This window comes from Mesorhizobium sp. M0768, assembly GCF_040320195.1.
Classification (GTDB): Bacteria; Pseudomonadota; Alphaproteobacteria; order Rhizobiales; family Rhizobiaceae; genus Mesorhizobium.
Genome location: NZ_JAMYPD010000020.1, coordinates 102,421 through 127,271, shown reverse-complemented (window position 1 = coordinate 127,271; position 24,851 = coordinate 102,421). Strand labels below are relative to the sequence as shown.

Below are 24,851 nucleotides of genomic sequence, written 5' to 3'. Positions count from 1 at the left end.
TTCTGCTCATCTTCTTCCATCACAAGGTGTCCACCTATTTTGGTGGACACCTCATGCATCAGAGCACTCAACAGCAAAAGGTGCGGGGAAATTCGCGCTTACGGTATTTGAGCACCTGGCCCACCTGCCTTGCCGCAGCAATGGTAATCGGCATTCCGTTGTCGAACTGAGTGTTGTTCCAATTCATCTTGGTCAAAGCCAAGGTTTCGTGCGCGATATGCTGCAGTGGCTGACCGAGAACCTGACATCGCAGCATCAGCGGCCGTGGCACATACATGCCGGGATATGTGCGGAAGAAGTCGACGCTGCCGCGCGTGTAAAGGAGAGCCTGATCCTTGCTGAAGCGCAAAAGGCTGCCTCTCAATGGGGGATAGACGCCGAGCCGATAAAGGCGTGTCATCGATTTCTGAATCCAGACGAAATCAGCATAGTCGATGTCGCGCTCGTCAATAGCCTTGTGAAAACCATCCAGTTCGTTCGAATCGAAACGCGATGTCTTATGCAGCACCACGCGGGCTGGGTAGTGGCCGTGCTGACCGCGAAACACCTTCAGGGAATCTCTCAGGAGCGTATAGGCATCTTCGGCGGTGAGATGGGGCGAACGGTCTTCTTCGCTTTCGACCATGCGGCCGCCGCGAAGGATTAAACCTTCCCCTCTCTCATCAAACATCTGGGCGGTGCTCGTATGCATATGCTCGCCTTCCACCGATCGGTAGAAGCTCAGACCGACGAAAGATGTTCTAAGTTCTCGGGCATCCCTCGCGAGGCGCCACGGAAGGCCACCGGCTTTGTAGTAGATGGCAGTGACAAGGTTCCAGGCGATGGTGGCAGGATCCTGCGTTCGCCGGTCGCTGTTCTCCTTCAGTTTCCGAGGTATGCGGTAAGACGGATCGAACGTGGTTGGCCACATCAACTGAATAGGGATACGCAGGCGCATGCACGCTGCCTTGAGCATGCCGCGGAAATCTAGTTCGTTGCCTGGCTCCGCTTCCCCGACCTCGTCTTCGTTCTCGCCTGTGGCTTCACGTGCATTCACGGTCCTTTCGATTATCTCGACAGGCAACGCGATAAGAACGACATCGGGTCGCGCGGTCCTTTCAGCAAGGACCGCGATTTCGTCGACGATCGTGCTGACCACCTCGCGAGTGACCTCCCTTTGCCCCGGAACCGCAACCAGACGGCCGATTTCCTTTGTCGGAAGGATTCGCTGAAGCTCGCTCGATGTGGTGAATTCGCATCGAAAGGTTTCATCGTTCCGCAGACCTGGGAACCGTGGGAACAGGTTTGCCTGGCGGCTGGGCTTTGCTTCGAAACCGTCAGAGCATGCCTCGATCCATCTGGCGGTGCCTTCCACGGTGTCCGCGCTCCCGACTATTCCAAGCTTGACGCGTCTAGGCGCACCACCGATGTGCACGTCAAAGGGACCGTAGTCCATGATCCCGAAGCGGATGTCGGGATGCCGCAGCCCGCTTCCGAATTCCAGTTCGGGCTCGGCCAGATGAGAAAGCCTCATTCCGTGCCCTCCTGCATCTTGTCGAAGTCGAACAGCGGCGAGGAAGGATTGGATTCTTGCGCGGTCCAAAGTTGATCCGGCACACCCACGTCGAGTTCCAATGATTCCAACGGCGCGAATCTGAGATGTGGGTAGGCCTCCCCGAGAAGGTCTCCCGTCCGGTGGGTAGTCAGAAACGCCTGCCACATCACAAACTGGCCCATGACAGCAGCGTTGTTCTCGAGTTCTTTGATCTTCTTAAGATGTTCGCCTGCCTTGAAATCGGGCTCCCGGCCATCCCTGCTGAAATGATAGGTCGGCGTAACCTCGACGTACCATTTCTGATCATAGCGGACGAAATACGGGCGGAAGCCCGAATGACGAAAGTAAGCAGGCTTCCCCGGATGCTCGCGCTGGCGACCATAGCCTTTGACAACGCGACGCGTAGTCAAGTTCTGGACGCTCCTGTAGGCGTAGTTGAGCTTCCCTCGGTTTCTCGGCTTCACGAAATACAGGATGCCGCTGTCGCGATCGCGACGAAGGTCGGGTCTCACAAAATCCCCGATTGCCCTATTCAACAGCGCAACGAAATCACGAACCCGATCCACGTCGTCGCTGTCCGACCACTCGGAGGTGTCGAAGACTTCCATCGCCGACACATCGCAAATTTTGTTCCAGGGCCACTTGTCCAAGTCGTTGAATGACAGGACCGCATTGCTCCTGACTATCCACTCGGAAGAGGCTTTCGAGTCCAGCTCCCTCAGGGCGGCTCCGAAAGATTTGTCCGTGTGGTGGTCGGTTGGGGCCCAGTAGATCTTAGGCGCGAAACCGATCTCCAACAGATTGACGAGCAGGGATTCGTGGAGACGCACGCTAGGTCCCGTGGACCCGGGCTTTGCCGAAGTGGCTACCGCCACGATCGCGGCCTTCGCGTCGACAGAGAAAAAATCAGATCGCTTGTCGAAGACGACCTTCCTCGACTTCAAGTTCTCGGTGTCACTGAACCATTCCTTGATCGACTTCCAATAGGCCTTCCCTTCGTCGAGCTTTACGACGAGCAGCAGAACAGGAGCCGTGCCATGCATCCAGTACTGGATGTCTGCTTCTGCCAAGGGGAACTCAAACGTGGTGTCGGTTTCGGCCTGCAGTCGCGTGCGCTCGGTTGCCTTTCCCTGAACTTGCAGCAACAGGTTTGAGACGGCTCCCGTCGTTTCATCGCGTAGTTCGATAAATCCATCGATTCCGGCTTCCACGCCGCCAGTCTCGTAGAACATGAAGCCCATGTTCAACACGACTTGGCGAATATACGCGATGCCGCGTTCGCCGATGATATCGGTACGCCCAATCTTCTTCGCCATCTTCCGCTCAACGAGAGTATGCGACCCAGAATCGAGAATAGGGACAAGAATCGTTCGGTTAGGAATACGACGGCGCGGTCTGCGCTTCAATTTTCACGACGAGTTGTCACCGGATAGGTGCCACGGCACTCGAAGGAAGTCCAAGCTCTATCGACCTCTAAGCCAAAATCGCCCGAGCGAAAGCTTCCTCGTCACCCGCGCCTACCAGACGCAACGGCACGCCGAGATCCCGGGCATGCTTCTCGGCGAGCGCTATGACCAGGGCTTGGTACTCGGCAATCTGGCCAAAAGTCCTGTCCGGGCGGACCCTGCTCGTGTCCCGACTCCTGTGACCGAGGATACTTTCAGGATCGCCGTAAAGAGCTATCACAACGTACGGATCGATCAGTCGGAAGACCTCCAGAGGGATTTCGACATAGCCGTCGTCGGTGTCGATGATGTTATGCGCGTCGAAAACGATGGGACGGCTCTCCCTCGCGCGCAACTTCCCGAAAGCTTCGCTTAGCAGCGTCTGATTGTCGAGAACTTGACCTTTTCTGAGTTCTTCGCGGTCTACGGTTCGAGCCAGCAGGTCGGCTTTCGCTTGCCGTAGGACATCGCTTGCCTGAACATGGATGAGGCCGGCATTTGCGGCACATCGTCCAATCACGTACGATTTTCCAACACCGGACACGCCGACCACCAATGCGACTCTCGTCATCGACCCAACTTCCTCTAGCCTGTGCCTCTCCCATAGACGACCCTGCGACGAAATCGCCCGCTACATTGTACACGCTGTCCACGAGAAGTTTGCGTGGGACCGTTTCGATTTCTCTCGCGTTCGCATAGAGTCCGGAGAAGTCAGGAGTGGCCCATTGCAATTCGTGTTTCCTACGCCCCCAGGGCTGTACGACGCCGCTCTCGAGCGTCTGAAGACAAGGCTCGCGGACGAGTTTCCCGAACGATCTTCCGTCCCGCGTGAGCGCTTCGTCATGACCGAACGCCTCGCGGACAAGGTGCTGTCTGAGCAGAAATCGACGACAATCCGATACGACCGCGATAGGGTCGAGTACCCCGCTGGGCCTGTGCTGCCACTTTACGCCGCTGCCGAGCAAGCGCCGCATGACGAGTATCGTTGCCTTGCCCGTCTTCGTGTCCTCAGCGTGCGTTACTCCACATTTAATGGCCTAACCGAAGCTGATGCGCGTTCCGACGGATTTTCTTCCCTAGAGGAATTGCTCGGTACGCTGCAGCACTTCTACGGCCGCATAATGCCGGATGACACGGTCTGCATTTACGAGTTCGCCCTCGAGCGAACGGCGACGAAGCGAAAGACTTTGGCCTGGAACGTGGTGCTGCAATCCGCTTCCGTCTAAAACTTGAAGCCCAGCTTCAGGAGCGTTTTCAGCTTCGCGTAAGCCGATTGGGGAATCTTGTTTATCGACTGCGGCCACGAAGGCAGGACGCCGTAGCCGAGCAAGTCGATCAACGGCACGGTCGGCTCCAGGTGCCCGATCAGCAGGAAGTCGATGACCTTAAGCGGACGCGATCCCGCCACCCAGTGGGCGAGTTCCGTATCCGAAAACACGGATCGTTTCGCAGTCCACTTTCGTACCTCGTTCACATCGAGGGTCCAACGGACGGATTCCACAATGCCCACGCTCGTCATTGATTGGGAGCCGTAGGACGGGGACTTGGTCATATAGAAGAAGAGCAGATCTCCAGGCTGCAATGCATTCGTTGGGGCGTGGCAGATGTAGACTTTCTTAATGGTATTGCCAGGTTTGCCGCCTGGCACCCCGGTGCTTCCGGTCGTCGGAGCGGTCACCTCAGGGAACAACTTCCGATGATATCCCGGCTGGATAGGCACGACGAACTTGCCCACAGAAGCGTCGTCCGAAAACCGTGGGTAGTTCTTCTTCACGGTCCTGAGCTTATCGGTTCCGGCCGACAACGGCCCGCTTCCCATAGGCTTTTCGTAGACTAGCTCATGTTTCGCGAGCGTTTTGGTTTTCTCGAACCCGTATTCTTCAAGCAGGCGGATTAGAGCCTCCTGCTTGGGAAACGCGGTGACATAGGTCAGGTCGTAGCCGTTCCGTTGGCAATGCCATAGGACCTGCTTCAGCAACTGCTCACCGAGCTTTTGGCCCCTATAGCCCTGGGCCACCTTGAAGGTGCAGATCTTTAGAATCTTGGCAGCGGCGTAACGCGTGCCGGCTTCGGCGTGGGTCTCGTCTTTTCGAATGACGATCGCGGCTAGCTTGCCGCCATTCTTGATCACCCAGCAGTCGCGGTGCTCTTCCTTGCACTTCGGCACCCATACCTCCCGGAACCCGACGTAATCGGCGGCCAGATCGTCAAAAATCTCATCCTTGAAGTCGATATTGTACGCTTTGACGTATTCGACGGAGGGCAGGAAAACCTGATCCGGTTCGTACGCCTGCTTAAGCCACGCGACCGCATCAGCGACTGTCAGAACTTGTTCGCTGAGACCGGCGGCCTTCGCGCGTCGATGAATGCCGTCATCCTCCGTAACGAACAGCTCCACGACACCATCCGCGACCGCGTGCAGCATCTTCGCGTCGCAAACGTCATTCGGCTTCGGCAGCTTGCCGTACAGCTTTGCCAGTTCCTCCTCGGGAGGAACGTGAACGCCCTTCAACTGGCGGAACTTCTTGACCTTAGAAAGAGTGATCTTCCTACGATCCTTGTCGGGATCGCGTTCGATATCTTCCAACGAAGCTTCATGTACGAAGACGGATATTCCGTGCTCCTGGCATTTGCGCTGCAGGTCGGCGAACTGAGCCTTAATCTCTTTCGAATCCTCGAGCTGGATGATGACATTGGTGTCGATGAGCAGCTTCATCTCTCGGAACCCCGGATCAGCTGACGAAAGGCATCGTCGGCATAAGCGAATGACTGTGGCGGCGTAAAGCCGAGACGATCCTTGAGTAAGGATAGGGGGACGGGTTCCGGGACGGCGACCGGATCCTGTAGCTTGATCACGAAGCCGGACGTCCTCTCAGCATAGTACGCATCGAAGTCATCACGCGCAATGAAGGCCACGTCACTATAGTTTGCCCATATGCGCTCGACCGGGAGTTCTTCCACGGTAGAGATCGTAGCGTACCCGATCACTGCTTGGATCGGAGCCGACGCGTAAATGTACATGACCGCGCCGGTGACCGTCCCATACGGAAATCGACGCCTCAGTTCGACTTTCTTCTGACCGCTTACAATTTTGATAGCGTACTCTGGCTTGATACTCAGAACGAAGTCGTGGCGGAACAGGTCCAGATTGCTCATTCTTTGACGATCGCAATTTTTCTCATGATCGGCATTATCGCGTACAAACCAAAATGTGAACTGCTGTCTCTCCAAAATCGGCGTCGCGACCAATTCGCTTCCAATGTGTTGCGGTTCGCAAGCCCGCACGTAATGCCGTAGCAAGCGTCACGCTCGCCCCCACTGCACCTTCATAACGGTCGATATCTGAGCCTGTCCGACGCACGTTGGATGTCGAACACAGCCGAGGAACCGACCGTAAGGTCCAGTTCGCTCGACCAGGCATCCATCCTCGTATTCCGGACATAGTGGACAACTCACACAGCAGCTACATCCAATATGGGTTGACTTCATTGGTACGACCGGAAGGGTCGCGCCACAGGACTGAGCCGGTTGCCGGACCGGTGCAATCCGTTCTACCATCAGGATCGGGCCTGCGCCTGACGCCAGGGGGCAGGTTTGTGATGACGCCTGAATGTTTTCGCGCAAAGGGAGGCGGCGATGGAGAAGGAAATTGCAAGGTTCATGCTGAAAGCGTCGAAGTTCGAGTTCTTCGTAGTCAATCGGGATATCGCACTCGCTCTGACCAAGTCGCTGAGGACCTTTAACGTGATTTCGGGCATCAACTGGACAAAGCTCGCACAGCGCGTTGAGGCAAAGTTTCCTTTCAAGTCCTTCGATTTTTCCAAATCAGGGTTCGAGATTTTTGCACAAACCGCGCCACAGTATCTGGTGATCAAGGAGAACGACCGCATCGATTGGGACAGCGACAATGAACCAATCGATTCCTGGGATTGGCTCTTGTCTCGAAGTTATGCGCAGCTACGGAACAACGTCGCCCACGGCAACAAGAAACAGAAGGCCGCGCCATTCACTTATGAACGTACGGCTCAATTTTTGCCTGCCGGTCTCGCATTGATGGACTTCATTGCGACACAGGTTTTTTCCGAGACCGACTGGGACACGCCCATTTTTAGCTAGAGCTCCGGAACTCTTTCCAGAAATGCGATCGGTGAAGTCGGCCGAAAAATGTCCGCTTTCGGTAGATGACCTCGATAGTGCAAATGACCGGGATGAGGCGCAGAGCCGGCACTGGTTCGGGGCAGATCAGCTCGTCTATCGTGCCCTATGTTTCGGCTTGTCGCCGGCAAATTGCTTCAATGCATTTGCCCGCCTAGAAAGGTGCCCCCTCGGACTCACTGGTCGCTGTCACTTATTCGGACCCTGAAATTGGCTGCCGTCGCGATTTCTCTGGTGTCGACGACAGGGAGTCCTTCCTTTCTGGCCTTGGCAAACGCTCGATCGCTGTCCAGGAACTCCGCCAGCATGAACGGGATCAGTTCCGCTACCGATTCGGACTCGCCATAGGTCTGACGATAAAGCGCCGCATAGTCCTGCAGTGCTTGGTTCAGGTCTGCACTTACGCTTATGGTGATCTTCGAAGGTGTCCGATCCGGAAGTTTGCCGAGTTTCAGATTGGTCATGATGACTCCAGTCAATTCGGGTACGGCCGCAGCACAAGATCCTTGTGCACGATGACGCGCAGTGGCCAACCGGGCCGGACAGTGATGGTGGGTTGGATATTGAGGTTCTTCTCGGTGATGCGCTGGCCAGCTTGACTGACGTTCTGCTGAGCGGATTCGCGGATTGCTTTGACCAGGTCGCTTTCCTCTTCCCCGAGGCTCAGCTCCGTGCCGACCCCTAGCAACGTGGCCAGCGCAACGCCTTTGATCAGCTGCCAGGTATGGAAATCCACCTTGTCCTCAAGCCCCGCATAGCCGGCAGTGTCTGTTGCCGGCAGATTGTCAATTTCGATCGAAGAGCCGTCGGGCAGCAGTATCCGTTGCCAGACCAGCAGCGCGCGCCTTTGTCCAAAGGCAACAACGCTGTCATAGGTGCCAATCAGGCGAGAGCCTTGCGGAATGAGCAAGGTACTGCCGGTGACTGTGTCGTGCACATTCTCGGTGACCTGTGCGACGACGAGGCCGGGCAAATCGGAATTGATGCCAGTGATCAGGCTCGCTGCGATGACGCTGCCGGCCATCAGCTGATACGGCGAAACCGGCGTCTGCAGTGCATGCAGATTGTAGATTCCACTTGTGTTCCGCTGGCTGACAAAATCGAGCTTGCGCTGTTGATTGTTTTGGTCGCCCTCGGCCGGTGCAACGGAAGCTGAATCGCGTGCGGCATCCGATTGCGGAGCCGTTCCATGAAAGGGTGGGCGCCCGCCCTGCCCGTTGGCGGCGGCATCCGCTTGCCGGGGTCGATTTTCGATCCGAAAGAAGACTTGCGATTCGCGCGCCTCCATCGCCTGCTGTGCAAGGCGCTGCTCCTCCGCCGAAACCTCCTGGCCCGGCGCTATGCCCAGTTGGCGTTGATGCTCAAGGATGGGGCGGCCGAGGTCGCCGGGCAGCGGGGGTCCAAGTTCCGGAGGCTTGGGCTTGATTCCGGAATAGTCCTTAGGCAGCCTTTCAATTGCCTCCGCGGTTGGCTTCCGCTCAGTGTTGTAAAGCTCTTCAGCCTGCTCTTTGATGCGCAGCGCCGGTCCCTGCAGCGCCATCATGGCGACGCCTAGAACGGTCCCGGAACCAACAGCAGCAATGGCGACAATAATGCCGCGCTTGAAGCGCACAGCGCGGCGAGGCGAGGCCCGCAGCTGCAGCTGTTCTGGATCGAGTTTCGGTGGAGCATCGGAGCGGGAAGTATCCGTCATGGGCCGTCCCTCACCTGCTGGAACGCGAAAAGAGCAATATCCGCCTCGGCGCTTGCCTGCCGTCGGTCCTCGTGATGCGCACCACCTGCTGCTGCTTGGCGCCGAGGCGCAGTTCGGCTGCGGCGAAGAGGCGATCGACGATGTAATAGTTGCCCCGTATGCGGTAGTTGACGAGCTGGTTGTCCCCGTCAGCACCGACGATGAAGAGCGGTGGGGCCTCGCCCTGATCGATGCGGCGCGGGAACTCGATGTAGACCTTGCTGCCATCATCGAACGCGCGCGTCGGCCTCCAGGGCGGCATGTCGCCGGTAATCGAATAGCGGAAGCGAATATTTTCGAGAGCCACATTCGACGCCACTGGCATAGTGGCGTCGGCCTGCGCATTGCGCCGGCGTAGCGCGATGATCTGGTCCTCGCTGTAAGTCCAGGAGATGGCCGCCATGGCGGTCTTATCCGTGCTTTGAAGCTGCAGGTGATAGCTTCGCCGGTCCGTGGTGATCACCAGATTGGTGGCAAGTCCTGGCGCGAAGGGCTTCACCAGCACATGGGTGCGCTGGTCATCGCCGGAGCCACTGACGGTGTCGCCAATTACCCAGCGCACTGTATCGCCGGCCGACACGGATTGGAGTTTCTCGCCTGACTGCAGAGCGATATCGCTGACGCGCTCCGGTGCGGCATAGAGCTGGTAGAGCGCGCCTTCGGTAAACGGGTAAACCTGCACCGCATTCACATAGCCATATTTGGTGGGTTGCTGCGTGGCCGCCTTGTTGGCATCGGCGACACGTTCTTCAGGCGAGCGCCTGTCTTCAGCAGCCTTGCCCGGCTCGGGCTGCAACTGGCCGGGCAGCGGTAGCGGTTTCGGCACTTCCACGACTTTGACGGGCATCTCCGGCGCCTTTTCGATTGCCGCCGGTTGGAATTTGGCAGCATCATAGGAAATCTGAGGTGGCGGCACCGGCTTCGAGGCACAGGCGGAAATGACCGCAGCCGACGCAGACAGGATCAGCGCAGTGCGGAGCGACGAGAGTCTATTTATCATTGGCGGGCTCCTTTGGGGGAACGGAAGTTTGCGCGGCACTGTCGAGCTCGCGCGACCAGTCGATGGCGTTGATGAAGACGCCGAGCGGGTTTTTGCGCAGCTGATCGGCATTGTTCGGCGGCCGGATCACAATGGTGAGGATCCCGGTCCAACGCGTTGTGCTGGCGAGGCTGCCGCGCTCAAAGACCTGCTCGGTCCATTTGACTTGATAGGAGCTGTCGGACGCTCGGACCACGCTCGTCACCTGCACCGAGACGCTGCGCGTGCCGATCTTGCCGAACGGGTCGTTGGCCTTAGCGTACTCGTTGAGAAAGAGGGCTCCACGGTCGGTGGCGAAGTCGTAGGCCGAGAGCCAATTCTGCCGCACCAGCACCGCATCGGTGGAAACAGACCGGACATTCTGGATGAAGCGGCCGAGATGCCAGGCGATCTGGGCATCGGTGGGCTCGTAGTCGCGGATTGCTGGAGCGACGGCGCGCGCCTCGCCGAAACGATCAACCTCGACGAGATAGGGCACGACGCGGCCCTGCATCGACTGCCACAAGAGTCCACCAGAGAGCCCGGTGGCCAGAGCGAGGCAGCCAAAGGCCATCAGGCGCCAGTTCCTTGCCTGCACGCGCGCAGTGCCGATGCGCTCGTCCCAAAGTTGGGCGGCCTTCTGGTATGGTGTGACGGGGTGGGGCGTCTTCCCGTAACGCTGAACAGGTCGCTTGAAGAGCATCTAGTCTTCCTTATCGTTGAGAGAGGGGTTGGCGCCGCTTCCACCCCGATCGCCATCGCGGACGGCCTGCGTGGCGGCGTGGCGATGGGCGCGCGCGGTCTGTTCGGAACGCAAGCGCCTCGCCCACGCCGGCGCGGCATTGGCACCTGACGCGGCAGGGTTTCCGATCATTGATACGGTGGGCGTGCCGCCCGTCGCGGTCCAGGCGGCATCGCGGCCGGCATCGGCGCTGCGCCGGAATGGTTCTTTTGCAGATCGCATTCCCCGCATCGCGGCGCCGCCAGTTGCGCCGGCAACGCCCTGCAGTCCAGCAGCTACGCCGGAGAGGCCGGACTCGGGCGATGTTGCACGCCCCATCTGCCAAGCTGTGGAAGCAGCCGATCCCATGGCCGTGCCGGCTCGAACGGCGGCGAGACCGCCGCCGGTTGCCATGCGCGCGCCGGCAAGCGCCGCACCTCCGGCAACGAGCGTTGATCCGGCGGCCGCCGCGGTGGTTCCGAGTGCGGCTCCCGCGCCAAGCTGCGGCGCGCCGGAAACAAGACCCGAGGCAATTCCCGGCCCGAAAATGCCGAGCCCAAGCAGCGCCAACGCGCCCAGTACCTGTGACATGGCCGCGGCCAAGTCCGGCTCCTTGCCTTGCAGCGCGGAAGCGAACTCGCCGAAGAGCGTGGAGCCGATGCCGACGATGACAGCAAGCACCATCACCTTAATGCCCGACGAGATCACATTGCCGAGCACGCGCTCGGCCAGAAACGCCGAGCGGTTCCAGAGCGCGAAGGGCACCAGAACAAAACCGGCCAATGTGGTGAGTTTGAACTCCAGGATAGTGATGAAGAGCTGAATTGAAAGAATGAAGAAGGCGATGAGGACCAGAAACCAGGCGAGAAGCAGCACGAAGATGGTCAGCGCGTTGCCAAAGATCTCGGGGAAGCCGACTAGCTGGCTCGCTTGATTGAGCAGCGGCCAGGCGCCCTCGAAGCCGGCCGCGGCAATGCGGCCTGGCCGCAGGAGACTGTCGGCGGACAGATTGCCGGCCGATGCGTTGATGCCGAGCCCGGCAAAGGAATGGTAGATGATGTCGGCGAGGTTCTTAAAATTGTTCAGGATGAAGGCGAAGGCGCCGACATAGAGCACTTTTCGGACAAGCCGGCCAAGAACATTGGGCTCGCCGCCGAACGCCCAGACCAGGCCTGCCAGCGTGATGTCGATGCCGATCAGGATGGTGGTGAGAAAGGCGACGTCGCCCGAAAGCAGACCGAACCCGCTATCAATATAGCGGGTAAAAGTCTCCATGAAGCGATCAATGACGCCGAGGTCGTTCATGTCGCCGCCTTCCTCGTTGTCTTGAAGAACTGTTGATCAGTTGCCGGGATAGGCCGTTCCGGTGCCCAGGAAACGCTTCGTCGTCTCGCGGGCGGCTTCCTCGGACTGCGCCTTGCGGGCAGCATCTTCGGCTTCAGCCCGGAACTGGGTCGCGAGCAGCGTCTGGATCTGAATCTGCTGCTTGGTCGAAAGCGCGATCAGCTGATTGGTGGCCTGGCTTGCCTCAAGGGCACCTGCCGCGCCCTGACTGCGGTTGACGAGATCGGTAAGCAGGTCGCCGTCGGCCCGCACGTTCTCCACGATCTGCGACTGCGCGCTCATGGTTTGGCGGAACGCCTGCATGGCGTTTTGCCAGCGCTCGCGCGCGGCGCTCGCCACATCGCTGACCTTGATTGTGGCGTCGTAGCTTTCCGGATATTGCACACGCCACTGGTTCTGAAGCTTGTCGAGATCGAAGCTCAGGCCGCTGGCCTGGGTCATCAGGCCGTCGATCCGTTGGAGCGAACCTGTGAGCTGGCCGACGGAAGAAAAATCCAAGCGCTGAAGATTCCGCGCCATGTTCTGCAGCATCGTCGCCTGGTTCTGAAGCGACTGGATCTGGTTGTTTATCTGCTCCAGAGAACGTGCCGCTGTCAGCACGTTCTGCGCATAATTCGACGGATCGAACACGATCAGGGCGTGGGCCGGCTGGACGTAGTCGGCCATCGGTTTTGCGATTAGGGAAACGGTGATCAGGCTGGTGAGAAGGCGGCGCCGCATCATGACGATTGCTCCTTGTCTGGTTGAGGGAATTGCTGGAGAAGCTCGGCAGCCCAATCGAGGCCGCGCGCACTCAGGAACCGGGAGGCAAAGCTGTCCTGCCCGTGCTCTGACAGGACGCTGTCGATCAAAGCTTGCGTGGCCGGATCAGAGGCGCCGCAGAGCGCAAGAGCGATCGGGCCGAGCCCGAGCTCGAAGAGGCGGTTGCCGCGGCGCGACTGCAGATAATACTGGCGCTTCGGTGTGGCACGGGCGACCAATTCGATTTGCCGCTCGTTCAGGCCGAAGCACTCATAGGCTGCCCGCACCTGCGGTTCCACGGCACGGTCATTGGGAAGAAAAATGCGCTGTGGGCAGCTCTCGATGATTGCCGGCGCGATCGACGAGGCAGCGATGTCTGCAAGTGACTGCGTGGCGAAAATGACGGAGACGTTCTTCTTTCGCAGCACCTTCAGCCATTCGCGGATGCGGGCGGCAAAGAGAGGGTTGTCGAGATAGACCCACGCCTCGTCGAGCATCAGCAGCGTCGGCCGTCCGTCGAACCGCTCCTCGAGACGATGGAACAGATAGGTGAGCACCGGGAGCACAGCGCCTTGGCTGTGCATCAGCTCTTCGGTCTCGAAACACTGCACATCCGACAAAGCCAGCCGATCTTCATCGGCATCGAGCAGCCGGCCGAAGGGACCGTCGAGCGTGTAGGGCATCAACGCGGCCTTGAGCCCATTGGACTGAAGCAGAACCGACAGGCCCGTCAGCGTGCGTTCCCGCACCGGCGCAGTGGCAAGGCTGATGAGTGCCGACCAGATCGCCTCCTTTACCTCCGGCGTAACGGTGACATTCTCATGGGCAACGAGGCCGGCGATCCATTCCGCCGCCCAGCTGCGAGTAGCCTGGTCGCCGATATTGCTCAGTGGCTGGAAGGCAAGCGCACCATCCGCGCCCAGCGCGTGGTGTTCTCCGCCCATGGCCAGTGTTGCCGCACGAGCCGAATTGCCCTTGTCGAAGACATAGACCTGCGCCCCGGCATAGCGTCGAAACTGCAGAGCGACTAGCGCGAGCAGAACCGACTTGCCGGCACCGGTCGGCCCAACGACCAGCATGTGGCCGACATCGCCGACGTGGGTGGAAACCCGAAACGGTGTCGACCCGTTGGTCTCTGCGAAGAGAAGCGGCGGGGATTCGGTCCCAGTCACGTTGGCGAGATGCTCGTTGTCCACCGGACCGGCCCACGCCGACGACAGCGGCATGACATGGGCAAGATTCAGCGTGTGAACGAGCGGCTGGCGAACGTTAGCGTAGACATGACCGGGCAACGAGCCGAGCCACGCCTCGACCGCGTTGATGCTTTCACGGATCGTGGTGAAGCCGAGCCCATTGACTATGCGCTCAACCGCTCGGAGCTTTTCCGCGGCGGCCTGCCGGTCCTGGTCCCATACCGTCACCGTTGTGGTGAGATAGCCGAAGCCGACGTGATCGCCGCCCAATGCCTGAAGGGCGTCATCCGCATCGAGCGCCTTGTTGTCGGCGTCACTATCGACGAGAGGGACGGGTTCGTTGGTCACGACCTCGCGCAGGATAGCTGCGACCGATTTGCGCTTGGCAAACCACTGACGGCGCAACCGGGTCAGTGCCTTTGTGGCTTCCGTCTTGTCGAGCGGGATGAAGCGCGTCATCCAGCGGTAGGCGAAATCCTGATGGTTGAGCGCGTCGAGGATCCCTGGCCGGGTGACGTTCGGGAAACCAAGAACGGTGAGGGTGCACAGATGCTGCTCACCCAGCATCGGCTCCAGGCCGCCGGTAAGCGGCGCGTCAACCAGAACACCGTCGAGATACATTGGCGTTTCCGGCATGGCGACCGGATGGCGGTAGGTCGAGATTGTGCCGTGCAGATAGGTTAGCGTCTCGGCATCATCGAGGGCACGCACTTCCGGCATGAAGCCGGACAGCAAATCCAGGACGCGGTCGGTCTCGTCGCGAAACCACGCCAGCTCCTGGCGCCAGTCTCTAGCCCCTCCCGAGTGATGCGAGTCGATCAGTGCGCTTTCCGCCCGCGCCTGGCCATCTGGCGCCGGCATGAAGACCAAGGTCAGATGATAGCGACTCTCGAAGTGCGCGACCTTGCCCTCGAAGGCCGCGCGCCGTTCCTTATCGACCAGCCATGAGGCAGCATCGGGAAAAGCCGAGCTCGGATAGCCCAGCGCTTCAACGCGCTCGGCCTCGAAAAACAACCCCCATCCGGAGCCCAACCTTCGTAGCGCATTGTTAGCTCGTGCGCAGATGCCGACCAACTCGGCTTCGGTCGCGCTTTCAAGGTCGGGGCCACGGAACCGGAAGGTTCGCTGGAAGCTACTGTCTTTATTGAGCACAATGCCGGGCGCGACCAAAGCGGCCCAGGGCAGATGATCGGCAAGCCGATCGGCTTTGCCGCGATACTCCGAAAGGTTCAGCATGCAAGCCACCCCTTCAGGCGAAGATGACGGACAAGCACGCTGGCGAAGTCCGGATCGCGGCGAGCGGCAAAGACCGCGAGGGTGTGGCCGGCGATCCAGAGCGCCAGTCCGGCGATCCACTGCTGCAGGCCAAGGCCTATTGCCGCGGCCACCGTGCCGTTGAGGATCGCCACCGCTCGCGGCGCGCCGCCCAGCAGGATCGGCTCAGTCAATGCCCTGTGAACGGGGACTTCGAAACCCTCGATATGCTGCTCTCCGGTGGCCATCAGACGAGTGCCCCGCCGCCGAAGGAGAAGAAGGAGAGAAAGAAGCTCGATGCCGCGAAGGCGATCGACAGGCCGAAGACAATCTGGATCAGCCGGCGAAAACCGCCTGCCGTGTCGCCGAAAGCAAGGGTCAGGCCGGTGGTGATGATGATGATCACCGCGACGATCTTGGCGACCGGTCCCTGGACCGACTCAAGGATCTGCTGCAGCGGCTGTTCCCAAGGCATGCCGGAGCCCGCTGCGTGGGCCGGGACGGTGAGAAGAAACGTGAGCGCGGTGGACGAAAGGAAGCGAAGCTTCTTGAGCATGAGGTGACCTTTCAAAACTGCTGGAGTTGCGGAAGCGTGAGCGGGGTGACGGCGTAATCACCGCTGCTGTCGAGACCGGTGACCTCAGCGATCGCGTCAATGCGGCGCGAGGATCCGCGCCCAGCGATGAAGACGATCAGATCTACCGCATCAGCGATGAGGCGGCGGGGAACGGTGACGACGGCTTCCTGGGCGAGCTGCTCGATACGGTAGAGAGCGGAGCGCGCCGAATTGGCGTGAACCGTCGCGATGCCGCCGGGATGCCCGGTGTTCCATGCCTTCAGCATGTCCAGGGCTTCCGCGCCCCTGACTTCGCCCACGATGATGCGGTCGGGTCTGAGCCGCAGGGTCGAGCGCACGAGATCGGCGAGCGTGACCGACCCCCGCCTCGTCCTCAAGGCAACGCAATCCTTCGCCGCGCATTGCAGTTCGCGCGTGTCCTCGATCAGGATCACCCGCTCGTCGCAATCGGCGGCTTGTGCCAGCAGCGCATTGGCAAGTGTTGTCTTGCCCGACGACGTGCCGCCGGCGACCAGGATGTTGCGCCGCTCGCGGACCGCCTTCTTCAGCGCATCGGCCTGCAGCGGCAGCATGACCCGGTCGGCGACATAGTCGGCCAACGTGTAGAGTTTCGCCGCAGGCTTTCGGATGGCGAAGCATGGCCCCAGCACGACAGGCGGCAGCAGACCCTCGAAGCGCTCGCCCGATGGCAATTCGGCGCTGACAATCGGATTGTCCGCATGCGCCTCGGCGCGCACGTGGGAGGCGACCAGGCGGATGATGCGTTCGGCCTCAGAAGGATGCATGTGCACGCCGATGTCGACCCGGCCTTCACCCAACCGGTCGAGCCGCAGCGCACCGTCGGGATTGACCATCACCTCGATGACGGTCGGATCGGCAAGGGCTTCGGTGATCGCCGGACCCATGGCGGTGCGCAGCATGGCGCGGCGGCGATGGTCGGCTTCCGGATGAGAACTCATCCTTCCCCTCCCCTGCGATCGTCGGTGCCAAGTGACCGTTTCCCGGAAGCGATTTGGCGGCCGACTTGTTCGACGAACTTCTCGAAGCGCTCCTGGGCAATCGCTTGCGTCGCCTTGTCCGGCACCGGCGTGTGAGCATGAAGCGTGATCGAAAAGCGGATGAAGAGCGCCAGGCTCTCCAGGATCATCTCGACATCGCGCCTGACATGTCCGAGGTCACGGGAAAGACGGTCGAGTCTCTTGCCGTAGCGGTGGTCGAGTTCATTCTCCCCACGCCGCTCGATAAAGGCCTCGACCGCGTGCGCCACAATGGCCGATTTGGTGGTCGATGGATTGCGGCTGAGGTTCTCCAGCTTCTCGCTCAACTCGGGTCCAAGCAAAAACTGGTGACGAATGCGGTGGGGCTTCATGCTGCTTGTTCCCTCTGACCGGCGCTGATGCACCGGCGACGGGAACGAGCATCGTCGAGATCCTCGAAATCGCTTACGGCCGTTATCTACGCTGAGATGCGCCCGCGTATGGCGCGCCGTTCAGAAGCCGGGCACGATGTCCTTGTCGTCGCCCATTCCCTCATTGAGGCCGTACGCACGTGCTGCGGTGGAAATCCGATCCATGACGCGCTTGTCGGCGAGCGTCTCGCAGTCATCGTCTGCGGGCGTGAACAGATCGCCATGATCAGGCTCCTGGGCGACGAGGGTCCGTTCTTCGGGCAGGCCCGGATGGCGCTGCTGCTGGACACCTCCGTCTTCGATTGCCGCGCCGGCACTGTCGTCGTCGCCAGCAAGACGCCGATCCACGCCGCGCACCTGTCCGCTCCAATCGTCCGGGCGCGACGTGGGCCGATCCGCGTAGGCACCGTCGCGCAGCACCGGCGAAGGCAGCACTCGCTCCGTGAAATTCGGATCCTGGTAATAACGCAACTTCTTGGCGCGAATCGGCGGCAATCCCGAAACCAGGATTAGTTCGTCAGCCTGCGGCAACTGCATCACCTCACCCGGCGTCAGCAGGGGGCGAGCGGTCTCTTGGCGGCTTACCATGACGTGGGACAACCAGGGCGCCAACCGATGGCCGGCATAGTTACGCATCGATCTGAGTTCCGTCGCGGTACCGAGCGCGTCCGAGATGCGTTTGGCCGTGCGCTCGTCATTTGAGGAAAAGGCAATCCGCACATGGCAATTGTCGAGAATGGCGTTGTTCTCGCCATAGGCCTTGGAGATTTGGTTCAACGATTGCGCTATCAGATAAGCGCGGATGCCGTAGCCTGCCATAAAGGCGAGCGCAGTCTCGAAGAAGTCGAGCCGACCGAGCGCCGGAAATTCATCCAGCATCATCAGGAGCTGATGCTTGCGGCTCTTCTTTGGATCGCCCTCCAGGCGCTCGGTCAGCCGCCGGCCGATTTGATTGAGCACCAATCGCACCAGGGGCTTAGTGCGCGAGATATCCGACGGCGGCACGACCAGATACAGCGACATCGGTCGCTCGGCATCCACAAGGTCGGCAATGCGCCAGTCGCAGGCCGATGTTGCCGCGGCCACCGTTGGATCACGATAGAGCCCGAGAAACGACATGGCGGTCGAGAGAACGCCTGAGCGCTCGTTCTCTGACTTGTTCAGCACCTCACGAGCCGCCGAGGCTACGACCGGATGGACCTGGGGCTTGTCCACCGTGCCGAGGTGGTTGGTGGTCATCATCCGCTGCAGTGTCGCAGCGAATGAGCGTTGCGGGTCCGACAGGAAGGTGGCGACACGGGCGAGTGTCTTTTCCTCTTCGGCGTAGAGCACGTGCAAGATAGCGCCAACTAGAAGTGAATGACTGGTCTTCTCCCAATGGTTCCGCCGTTCCAGCGCGCCTTCCGGATCGACGAGAATGTCGGCGATGTTCTGAACGTCGCGGACCTCATCTGGACCTTTGCGCACTTCCAGCAGCGGGTTGTACCGCGCCGATCTCGGATCGGTCGGATTGAACAAGAGACAGTGCGAGAACTTCGACCTCCAGCCAGAGGTCAGCTGCCAGTTCTCGCCTTTGATGTCGTGAATGACGGCCGAGCCGGTCCAGGAAAGAAGGGTTGGAACAACGAGTCCGACGCCCTTGCCCGAACGTGTCGGCGCAAAGGCCATGACGTGTTCCGGTCCGTCATGGCGCAGATAGCGATAATTCAGTCCGCCAAGGAAAACGCCGGCCGGCTGAAACAGCCCCGCCTTCTCGATTTCCAGCTTCATGGCCCATCGTGAGGACCCATAGGTGGTGACCAACCCCCGCTGCCGTGCGCGCCAGAGGGACCCAGCTATCGCGGCGGCACAGCCCAGGAACCCACTGGCTCCGGCAAGTATGCCAGCCTTGTCAAAGACCTCAGGCGCATAGGCGTCAAATTGGAACCACCATTCGAACAGCTTCCACGGCTGGTAGATCGGCCAGCCGACTGTCACAAACCATGGTGGGCCGAGTGACGGCTGATAGGAGAGCATGTGGGCGCACCATTGGGTTGCAGTCCACACGCCAAGAATGACAATTGCGAATACGACAGCGATCTGCCCAATCAGCAACTTCGTGGGTGTCAATGGCTTGCTCCGCTCTTCTGGCCAGACGGACCAAACATCGCGCCGAGCGATGAGAATTCGAACGGCCGCTACATGCGACTAGGTGCGATGACAAGGTTGATAGGCATTGTTCAGCTGCGAACAGCGAAAATCCGCCGCAGCAACCGATCGGCGGTGCCAGGTACGCGGTTTGGTCGCAGAAGATGTTGGGGCTTCAGGCGCGGGCACATTGAAGATGTGCTGACAGACAAACCTTTGGAGCCGACGCGTTTGTGCGAGTAGCGAGCTGAAGGGCTCGGCGAGAAGTCGTCGTTCTCAATCGGGCGACGGGGGATACATCGGCGAAGACGGCATAAGGGAGGATGGGCCAGACCGAGCCGACGGAAAGGTCGTAGCCAAGGCGGCCTTGGAGCGCATAGCGCCTGGCCGGGAGGCCGCCGCCAGCCAGGCTTACGCGGCGCGTCGTTGAGCGAGGTGAAGACCCCCCGAACGGGCTCGACGAGGGTCCACGGCGGTCACAATGTGGTGGTGGTGATCGCAGTAGACGCGATCCGGCGAAGTTGGCCCAGCACAAAAACGATAACCGCCGGGTACAGAAGCGTCTTCGCTCACCGGGAAGCGGCACTGATAGAGGCCTAGCTGAATGAGGGGGACGTCTCGCGAAGTTGGTCTGATATTTTCAGGCATCATGATGGTTTCCTAGTTCACAGCAATTGCCGGCTGACGGCCGCAGTGCGACCCATCAGGGGCGAGCTTCTCTCGTTTGGGAGGCTATGGATCACCATATGGTGTTGGCAGCACCGTCAATGAAGCCCGACGCCCTGCTTCTGAAGCCAATAGTTTGCGACTTAAGGCCACACCCATAAACGCATTGGCGATCTACCATCGTGTCCCCGAGGCACTCGCCCGCCGCGGTTTGCCGGCGGCGGGGTGGCACTGGCTTGTGGGGCCCTAGGCCCACTCGCGGCGCTCGCACTGGATCTCGGTGCGGGTTTCCCTTGTCTCATCGCCCTGTCAGCGCCTTGCAAATGAGCGAAACCAAGCTGTCGCGCGCTCGCTCGTGGAGTGCGCCTTTCGGCCGCCATGCAAGGAAATCATCAACGCTCATCCAATCAGCCGGGTTTGTGTCGGCGTCTGGCTGGCTGAATTCCACATACAGATGCAGTTCGTCCGGCACGAAGACGACCCTCCACAATCCTTCGATGTCATTGGCAAGGTTGTAGGCGAGGACGGTCATGGCGGGGCACTCCTTTCGCCGTGGAGCGTGCCTATCTCACGGGAAAATTCCATCACCAGAAGTTAGTATTGACGCTCGCGCTTTCTCACAAATCCAACGTCCGCGTGATGCCGAAAGGTGCAGCCAGCTTTTTGTGTATCTCGATTGGGAACACGGGACCGCCGCGAAAGTTCGGTGCACGCAGCGAATCCTCCCCCTCCAGGTATTGCTGCAGATCGCTATCCCGATCGGCCCGCGCTCCCCGCAAGGGCGCGGGCCTCGGCCTGTGGTGCTCATGCCATCTACTTCGATCCGCAAGATGGAATATGATCTGGATAGAAGGACCCTCTCGGTGTGGTTCGTCGCCAGCCGTAAACGATACGAGTTTGAGGGGGTACCGCCGGAAACCTTTGCCGCGTTCCGGGCCGCGTTCGCCAAGGGCCGCTATTTCAACGACCACATCCGCAACAATTTCCGCTACCGTCTGGTTGCGAGCGATAGCGACCCGGGATGACCTGACTTGCCGGCGGCTCAGTCGTCCTATCGCTCCAACCGGCGGTTGGTGGACGCGTTGCCGCTGTGGCGCTTAGGGTTGGTTACGGTCCGCGCTCACCTGGCAAGCCCAACCCCCCGCATCCCCCCGCCTGGTGCAAAGCGTTTGATCGGTCCCGCCGTTCTGGCAGTGCGGCGGGACTTTTTTGCGGTCCAGGTGGAGCATCGGCGCGCGGGGAAGGCGCGGTGCACGCAGCACCCTTATCTCATCCAACGTACGTCGGTGGCGCAGGGTCTCAAACGTCGGTCTGCCGCCGGAGCTCAACTAGCGGGACTATTGCTCGACCGGAAGCGGCTGGTGCTGCGGCTCAGCGTGGTGGAAGACCTGTCCAAGATCGCGCGCGTCGAACGTTTGGCCGCAGACTGGGCAGTAGACCAAGTGCTTCGACTCGTCCTCTACCGGCCCGTCATGCGGCCTGCCCTCATAGCCTGTCGCGATGTTGTCGGTTCTAATCCGGGGCAACGACAAGTGCCTTTCGTCGTTTTGGCGGCCGATATTTCTCTACCAGCCGGACCTTGTCACGGTCGACCGTGACCAGCGGCCCGAGGTCGATCGTCACGGTATCCTCGTCGATGCGCGTGACCTCGCCTTTCAGGTCGATTTGCTGGCCTCGGTTCACCTTGGTGTGGTCGATGATGGAATGTGGGAAGTCGTAACCTGGGATAGAGACGGCTTACGCAGTCCTCTGTTATCCGCCTTCGAACCGTGGCAGTAATCGCCACCTGGTCACCAATGCCTATTCCCCGAGCCATGCCATGGATTCTGGTGCGGGCAGTGTCTTCTTCAAGAGGCTTCTAATATACGCCCGCCATCCTAAGGCTGACCTACGACCAGAGTTACAAAAGTTGAACTTCATCGGGGAACACTCCTTCTGTCTGCCTGTTCGATTTGCCAGGCGCATCCCGCGCATTCAGACAGGAGAAAGAAGATGAAACGCATCCTTTTGGCTTCGGCCGTGCTGGCGGTGTCGGCTGGGCTTTCCTTTGCCCAGACGACGAGCGGAACTTCGAGCGGAACCTCGACGAGCGGCACCTCGACCACCACAACCGTGCCCAGCACGACGGATCAGGGCACCGGCACGACGAGCAGCGGGACCAACATGTCCGGCGATCAGGGCACCGACACGACCACCACCAGCGGCACCACAAATCAGAACTCGGCCAGAGACTGCGCGCCCGGCCAGCAGACTGGCAGCGCTCAGCAGGCTGCGCCAGGTCAGCAGGACACGACAGCCAATACCGCCGCGCCGGGCCAGGTGAAAAAGACCGACGAAGGTTGCTGATTGGCACATCGGCTCGGGTTGGAATCACCAGCGTGTGGCTGGCTGGTCTCCCCCGACCACCGGCAAAGATAAACTCGGCTGGCGAGCAAGTTGCCGCCAGCCGAGCATCGATGTGCGCCTATCGCGACCCCGCTTCACCTGCCGTCCAGCCGTTCGCGCATTCGCGATCGTCGCTCTCGGCAACAGGCGGCGCGCGCGGCGAGGACGTGTCGCATGTGCGCGCTGTCGAAGGAGGCGCCCAGCAACATTGCGCGTGAAGGCACGCGGGCATCCGATCGATCGTTAACCTTTCTCTGCAATGAGCGCCTTGTCGCCGGCGATGGGCCTCCGGCTCTTACGCATTATGGAGATCACATGTTGGTCCCGGCACCCGATGCCGGGAGCAGGTCTGCTTCGGAGTGTCGTGACAGAACTGGGCGACATGGTTGCGGTGGAGTAGGCGCCGTCGCCCTGGATGAACAACAACTGTCGCATGCGGTGCATACGTTGTCGAGCTTTCGGTCGGCCGCGGCCGCATCGACGACGACCACAACGGCATCAAGTCGTTGCTGAAAGCCCGCAAGGTATCGTCAAGACATAAGTTGCCGGCGAAGATCCGCCCTCGCGACAGGGATTCGTCAGGCCGATCGGTCGGCAACGCGACCGGCCAGATGAGCGAGAGCTTACCCTCGGTGCTGGTCTCGACCCGGCTCCTATAGAGGCCTGAAGGGACATCTCCAAACGATCATCGACGGTCGTCGATCACTGCCGACTACGAGTCGAGGTCGTATGGCTCGTGGCCTAGCTCGTTGTGATGAAGCGCTCTGCCATACACCTGATGTCGAACCCTTGGCCGCACGCCGGGCAGAGGACGAAATACTCCTCCTCCCGAAGTGGCGATGCATCGTGGTCTTGGGGGATGACGAGGTCATTGTATTCGTCGGGCATTGGGTCCCGGCAACGCCGCGCGCCATGCTGGAACGCCTGCCGGCAGGATTTGTTTCAAAGTTACTGCGCTTAAGAAGAGGGCCGGAACGGGTGAAGCACAATGTCGGTAAGCGCAAGGCGACGGCGCCCGAAACTCATCACGTGAGCTGAACGACTGCTTTTGCCAACTCGATGCTCGAAACCTGCCGATCTGCTTAGGCCGGTTCCGGACATTCGTGACCGGCCTCATAAGTCATAAGAAGCGCCCACCACCTACGGGACTCAAGCCGACATTCCCCGAGCCTTTCGCCAGGCACGGACTCTTTGCCAACCGCACATTTGAAGCCTATGCTTCCCACATCGGCCGCCAGCGCGTCGGACGCAGCCGACAGTAAGAGGTACGTGCTCTTGCCCGCATGGGAGAGAGAGCCATGCCCCAATCCCTTCTTCGCAACCATGTATTGAAAACCCTCTCCTCGGAGGATTTCGCGCTTTTGAGGCCGTCACTGCATCACGTCGAACTCAACATCAAAGACCAGCTGGAAGTCTCTTATCAGCCGATCGAGCGTGTGTATTTTCCAGAGATGGGCATCGCGTCGGTGGTCGCTACGATGACCGGAGGGCGGCAAAGCGAGGTCGGCATCGTCGGCCACGACGGCATGACAGGAGTTGCCGTTATTCTCGGCCAGGACAAGTCGCCCAATGAAACCTATATCCAAGTCGCAGGTAATGGCTGGATCCTCCCGGTTGAAGCTCTTCGCTCTGCGATTGCGGAGAGCCAATCCCTTCGCGAGTCACTGCTTCGCTATGCCCACGCGTTCCTCATCCAGTCGTCCCGGACGGCACTGGTCAACGGCCACTCCAAAATCGAGGAGCGCTTGGCCCGCTGGTTGCTGATGGTCCAAGACCGCGTCGAAGGAAATAAGATCTACCTGACGCATGAATTCCTGGCGACAATGCTTGGTGCCCAGCGCCCCGGCGTTACCACGGCCCTCCAAATGCTTGAATATCGGGGGCTGGTTCACGCCAAGCGCGGCGAGATCACGATTATCGACCGCGTTGGAATGATACGACTCACGCATGGTGCTTACGGGGAGGAGGAGCAAAGTCACTTCGGCCTAGCCTCCGCCTAACTGTCCTAAATCAGACAAACCCTTGCAAGCTACCGAATTCGTGCCGTAAATCGTGTGGGTCAGGGTTCAGGGAGGAATTCTCGATGACCACCACTTTTGACACAGTCACGGTTGAAAGAGCCGCCGAAGCCTATGTTCTCTCCAGAGGCAAGGCCCACTTCCTTTCGATAGCACAGGCAATCCGCGCCATCCGAACACTCATGCCCGCATGCAGGGCCACCGACCGCGAGCTGGAGGAGCTCTTGGCGGCAGCATCCATTATTCACGGTGTGCCAGTCGCGTTCGACTTAAAAACAGCCGTGGCCGCAGAACCACGGCTCCATTCATAGGGCCGGTGATGCCTGCGCTCGCGCAGACGCCTACCTTATCGGACGTTCGCCAAGCGATTGTCCGCCACCTGATCGACAACATCGGCAGCCCGAGCATTTCGATATCCGAGGTTAGCCACACCGTGAGGAGAATGCTTCCCTTTTGCGAACTCACGGACTGGCAACTTGGCGATCTCATTGCGCGAAGCGCGATCGATGCGGGATTCGCGATTGAATCCGACG

The 24,851-nt window shown here is 60.1% G+C and carries 25 protein-coding genes; 6 read left to right on the top strand and 19 right to left on the bottom strand.

Annotated elements, in window-relative coordinates:
* Nucleotides 1-67 precede the first annotated feature (67 nt).
* The 3 genes from NKI08_RS23310 to NKI08_RS23300 form a co-directional block, all read right to left on the bottom strand.
* Nucleotides 68-1,513 (bottom strand): argonaute/piwi family protein, encoded by a 1,446-nt coding sequence (locus NKI08_RS23310; RefSeq protein ID WP_352772436.1) that lies wholly within the window; start codon nt 1,511-1,513, stop codon nt 68-70.
* Nucleotides 1,510-2,850: a DUF4365 domain-containing protein gene (locus NKI08_RS23305; RefSeq protein WP_352772433.1), complete on the bottom strand. Its 1,341-nt coding sequence runs from the start codon at nt 2,848-2,850 to the stop codon at nt 1,510-1,512. Before NKI08_RS23305 ends, NKI08_RS23310 begins: the two co-directional genes overlap by 4 nt.
* A gap of 157 nt (nt 2,851-3,007) precedes the next feature.
* Entirely contained in the window at nt 3,008-3,550 is a 543-nt protein-coding gene (locus NKI08_RS23300) for an ATP-binding protein (protein WP_352772431.1), read from the bottom strand.
* 154 nt (nt 3,551-3,704) lie between these two features.
* Between NKI08_RS23300 and NKI08_RS23295 the strand changes: the two genes are divergently transcribed.
* Nucleotides 3,705-4,205 carry a hypothetical protein gene (locus tag NKI08_RS23295; RefSeq protein ID WP_502898328.1) on the top strand — a complete coding sequence of 167 codons (501 nt, stop codon included), beginning with the start codon at nt 3,705-3,707 and terminating at the stop codon, nt 4,203-4,205.
* Here the strand turns inward: NKI08_RS23295 and NKI08_RS23290 are convergent.
* Together NKI08_RS23290 and NKI08_RS23285 are read right to left on the bottom strand one after the other, a co-directional pair.
* On the bottom strand, nt 4,202-5,695 hold the full coding sequence (locus tag NKI08_RS23290) for a GNAT family N-acetyltransferase (RefSeq protein ID WP_352772429.1): 1,494 nt from the start codon (nt 5,693-5,695) through the stop codon (nt 4,202-4,204). The two genes, NKI08_RS23295 and NKI08_RS23290, sit on opposite strands and share 4 nt — an antisense overlap.
* Nucleotides 5,692-6,228 (bottom strand): ASCH domain-containing protein, encoded by a 537-nt coding sequence (locus NKI08_RS23285; protein WP_352772426.1) that lies wholly within the window; start codon nt 6,226-6,228, stop codon nt 5,692-5,694. Before NKI08_RS23285 ends, NKI08_RS23290 begins: the two co-directional genes overlap by 4 nt.
* 387 nt (nt 6,229-6,615) lie before the next feature.
* On the opposite strand from NKI08_RS23285, the gene NKI08_RS23280 reads away from it, so the two are divergent.
* Nucleotides 6,616-7,095, top strand: coding sequence for a hypothetical protein (locus NKI08_RS23280; RefSeq protein WP_352772423.1), 480 nt, complete (start codon nt 6,616-6,618; stop codon nt 7,093-7,095).
* Nucleotides 7,096-7,310: 215 nt separating this feature from the next.
* Here NKI08_RS23280 and NKI08_RS23275 read toward each other — a convergent pair whose 3' ends face one another.
* The 13 genes from NKI08_RS23275 to NKI08_RS23210 all read right to left on the bottom strand — a co-directional run bounded on the left by NKI08_RS23275 (nt 7,311) and on the right by NKI08_RS23210 (nt 20,447).
* On the bottom strand, nt 7,311-7,598 hold the full coding sequence (locus NKI08_RS23275) for a DUF2274 domain-containing protein (protein ID WP_352772420.1): 288 nt from the start codon (nt 7,596-7,598) through the stop codon (nt 7,311-7,313).
* A gap of 11 nt (nt 7,599-7,609) precedes the next feature.
* Nucleotides 7,610-8,827: a TraB/TrbI/VirB10 family type IV secretion system protein gene (locus tag NKI08_RS23270; RefSeq protein ID WP_352772417.1), complete on the bottom strand. Its 1,218-nt coding sequence runs from the start codon at nt 8,825-8,827 to the stop codon at nt 7,610-7,612.
* Between the two features lie 10 nt (nt 8,828-8,837).
* Nucleotides 8,838-9,866 (bottom strand): P-type conjugative transfer protein TrbG, encoded by a 1,029-nt coding sequence (gene trbG / locus NKI08_RS23265; protein WP_352772414.1) that lies wholly within the window; start codon nt 9,864-9,866, stop codon nt 8,838-8,840.
* Nucleotides 9,856-10,587, bottom strand: a complete 732-nt coding sequence (trbF, locus tag NKI08_RS23260; protein ID WP_352772411.1) for a conjugal transfer protein TrbF — start codon at nt 10,585-10,587, stop codon at nt 9,856-9,858. The genes trbG and trbF overlap by 11 nt, the downstream gene beginning before the upstream one ends.
* On the bottom strand, nt 10,588-11,910 hold the full coding sequence (gene trbL / locus NKI08_RS23255) for a P-type conjugative transfer protein TrbL (RefSeq protein WP_352772409.1): 1,323 nt from the start codon (nt 11,908-11,910) through the stop codon (nt 10,588-10,590).
* 36 nt (nt 11,911-11,946) lie between these two features.
* Nucleotides 11,947-12,672, bottom strand: a complete 726-nt coding sequence (gene trbJ / locus NKI08_RS23250; RefSeq protein WP_023718720.1) for a P-type conjugative transfer protein TrbJ — start codon at nt 12,670-12,672, stop codon at nt 11,947-11,949.
* Nucleotides 12,669-15,119 (bottom strand): conjugal transfer protein TrbE, encoded by a 2,451-nt coding sequence (trbE, locus tag NKI08_RS23245; protein ID WP_352772406.1) that lies wholly within the window; start codon nt 15,117-15,119, stop codon nt 12,669-12,671. The genes trbJ and trbE overlap by 4 nt, the downstream gene beginning before the upstream one ends.
* Nucleotides 15,113-15,385 carry a VirB3 family type IV secretion system protein gene (locus tag NKI08_RS23240; protein ID WP_023680309.1) on the bottom strand — a complete coding sequence of 91 codons (273 nt, stop codon included), beginning with the start codon at nt 15,383-15,385 and terminating at the stop codon, nt 15,113-15,115. The genes trbE and NKI08_RS23240 overlap by 7 nt, the downstream gene beginning before the upstream one ends.
* Nucleotides 15,385-15,693: a TrbC/VirB2 family type IV secretion system protein gene (locus NKI08_RS23235; RefSeq protein ID WP_352772403.1), complete on the bottom strand. Its 309-nt coding sequence runs from the start codon at nt 15,691-15,693 to the stop codon at nt 15,385-15,387. The genes NKI08_RS23240 and NKI08_RS23235 overlap by 1 nt, the downstream gene beginning before the upstream one ends.
* 11 nt (nt 15,694-15,704) lie before the next feature.
* Nucleotides 15,705-16,673, bottom strand: coding sequence for a P-type conjugative transfer ATPase TrbB (gene trbB / locus NKI08_RS23230; RefSeq protein ID WP_352772400.1), 969 nt, complete (start codon nt 16,671-16,673; stop codon nt 15,705-15,707).
* Entirely contained in the window at nt 16,670-17,083 is a 414-nt protein-coding gene (locus tag NKI08_RS23225) for a CopG family transcriptional regulator (RefSeq protein WP_352458763.1), read from the bottom strand. Before NKI08_RS23225 ends, trbB begins: the two co-directional genes overlap by 4 nt.
* Nucleotides 17,084-17,203: 120 nt before the next feature.
* Nucleotides 17,204-19,231 (bottom strand): conjugal transfer protein TraG, encoded by a 2,028-nt coding sequence (locus tag NKI08_RS23220; protein ID WP_352772397.1) that lies wholly within the window; start codon nt 19,229-19,231, stop codon nt 17,204-17,206.
* Between the two features lie 982 nt (nt 19,232-20,213).
* Nucleotides 20,214-20,447, bottom strand: coding sequence for a hypothetical protein (locus NKI08_RS23210; RefSeq protein WP_352508341.1), 234 nt, complete (start codon nt 20,445-20,447; stop codon nt 20,214-20,216).
* A gap of 274 nt (nt 20,448-20,721) precedes the next feature.
* Between NKI08_RS23210 and NKI08_RS23205 the strand changes: the two genes are divergently transcribed.
* Nucleotides 20,722-20,940: a KTSC domain-containing protein gene (locus tag NKI08_RS23205; RefSeq protein ID WP_352772395.1), complete on the top strand. Its 219-nt coding sequence runs from the start codon at nt 20,722-20,724 to the stop codon at nt 20,938-20,940.
* 487 nt (nt 20,941-21,427) lie between these two features.
* Here NKI08_RS23205 and NKI08_RS23200 read toward each other — a convergent pair whose 3' ends face one another.
* Complete coding sequence (locus NKI08_RS23200; protein WP_352772392.1) at nt 21,428-21,598, bottom strand: hypothetical protein; 171 nt, start codon at nt 21,596-21,598, stop codon at nt 21,428-21,430.
* A gap of 309 nt (nt 21,599-21,907) precedes the next feature.
* Between NKI08_RS23200 and NKI08_RS23195 the strand changes: the two genes are divergently transcribed.
* The 3 genes from NKI08_RS23195 (at nt 21,908) to NKI08_RS23185 (ending at nt 24,629) form a co-directional block, all read left to right on the top strand.
* Nucleotides 21,908-22,261: a hypothetical protein gene (locus NKI08_RS23195; RefSeq protein WP_352772390.1), complete on the top strand. Its 354-nt coding sequence runs from the start codon at nt 21,908-21,910 to the stop codon at nt 22,259-22,261.
* 1,337 nt (nt 22,262-23,598) lie between these two features.
* On the top strand, nt 23,599-24,300 hold the full coding sequence (locus NKI08_RS23190; protein WP_352449750.1) for a Crp/Fnr family transcriptional regulator: 702 nt from the start codon (nt 23,599-23,601) through the stop codon (nt 24,298-24,300).
* A gap of 83 nt (nt 24,301-24,383) precedes the next feature.
* A complete protein-coding gene (locus NKI08_RS23185) occupies nt 24,384-24,629 on the top strand; it encodes a hypothetical protein (protein WP_352479079.1) in 246 nt (81 codons plus the stop codon).
* The last annotated feature ends 222 nt before the right edge of the window (nt 24,630-24,851 follow it).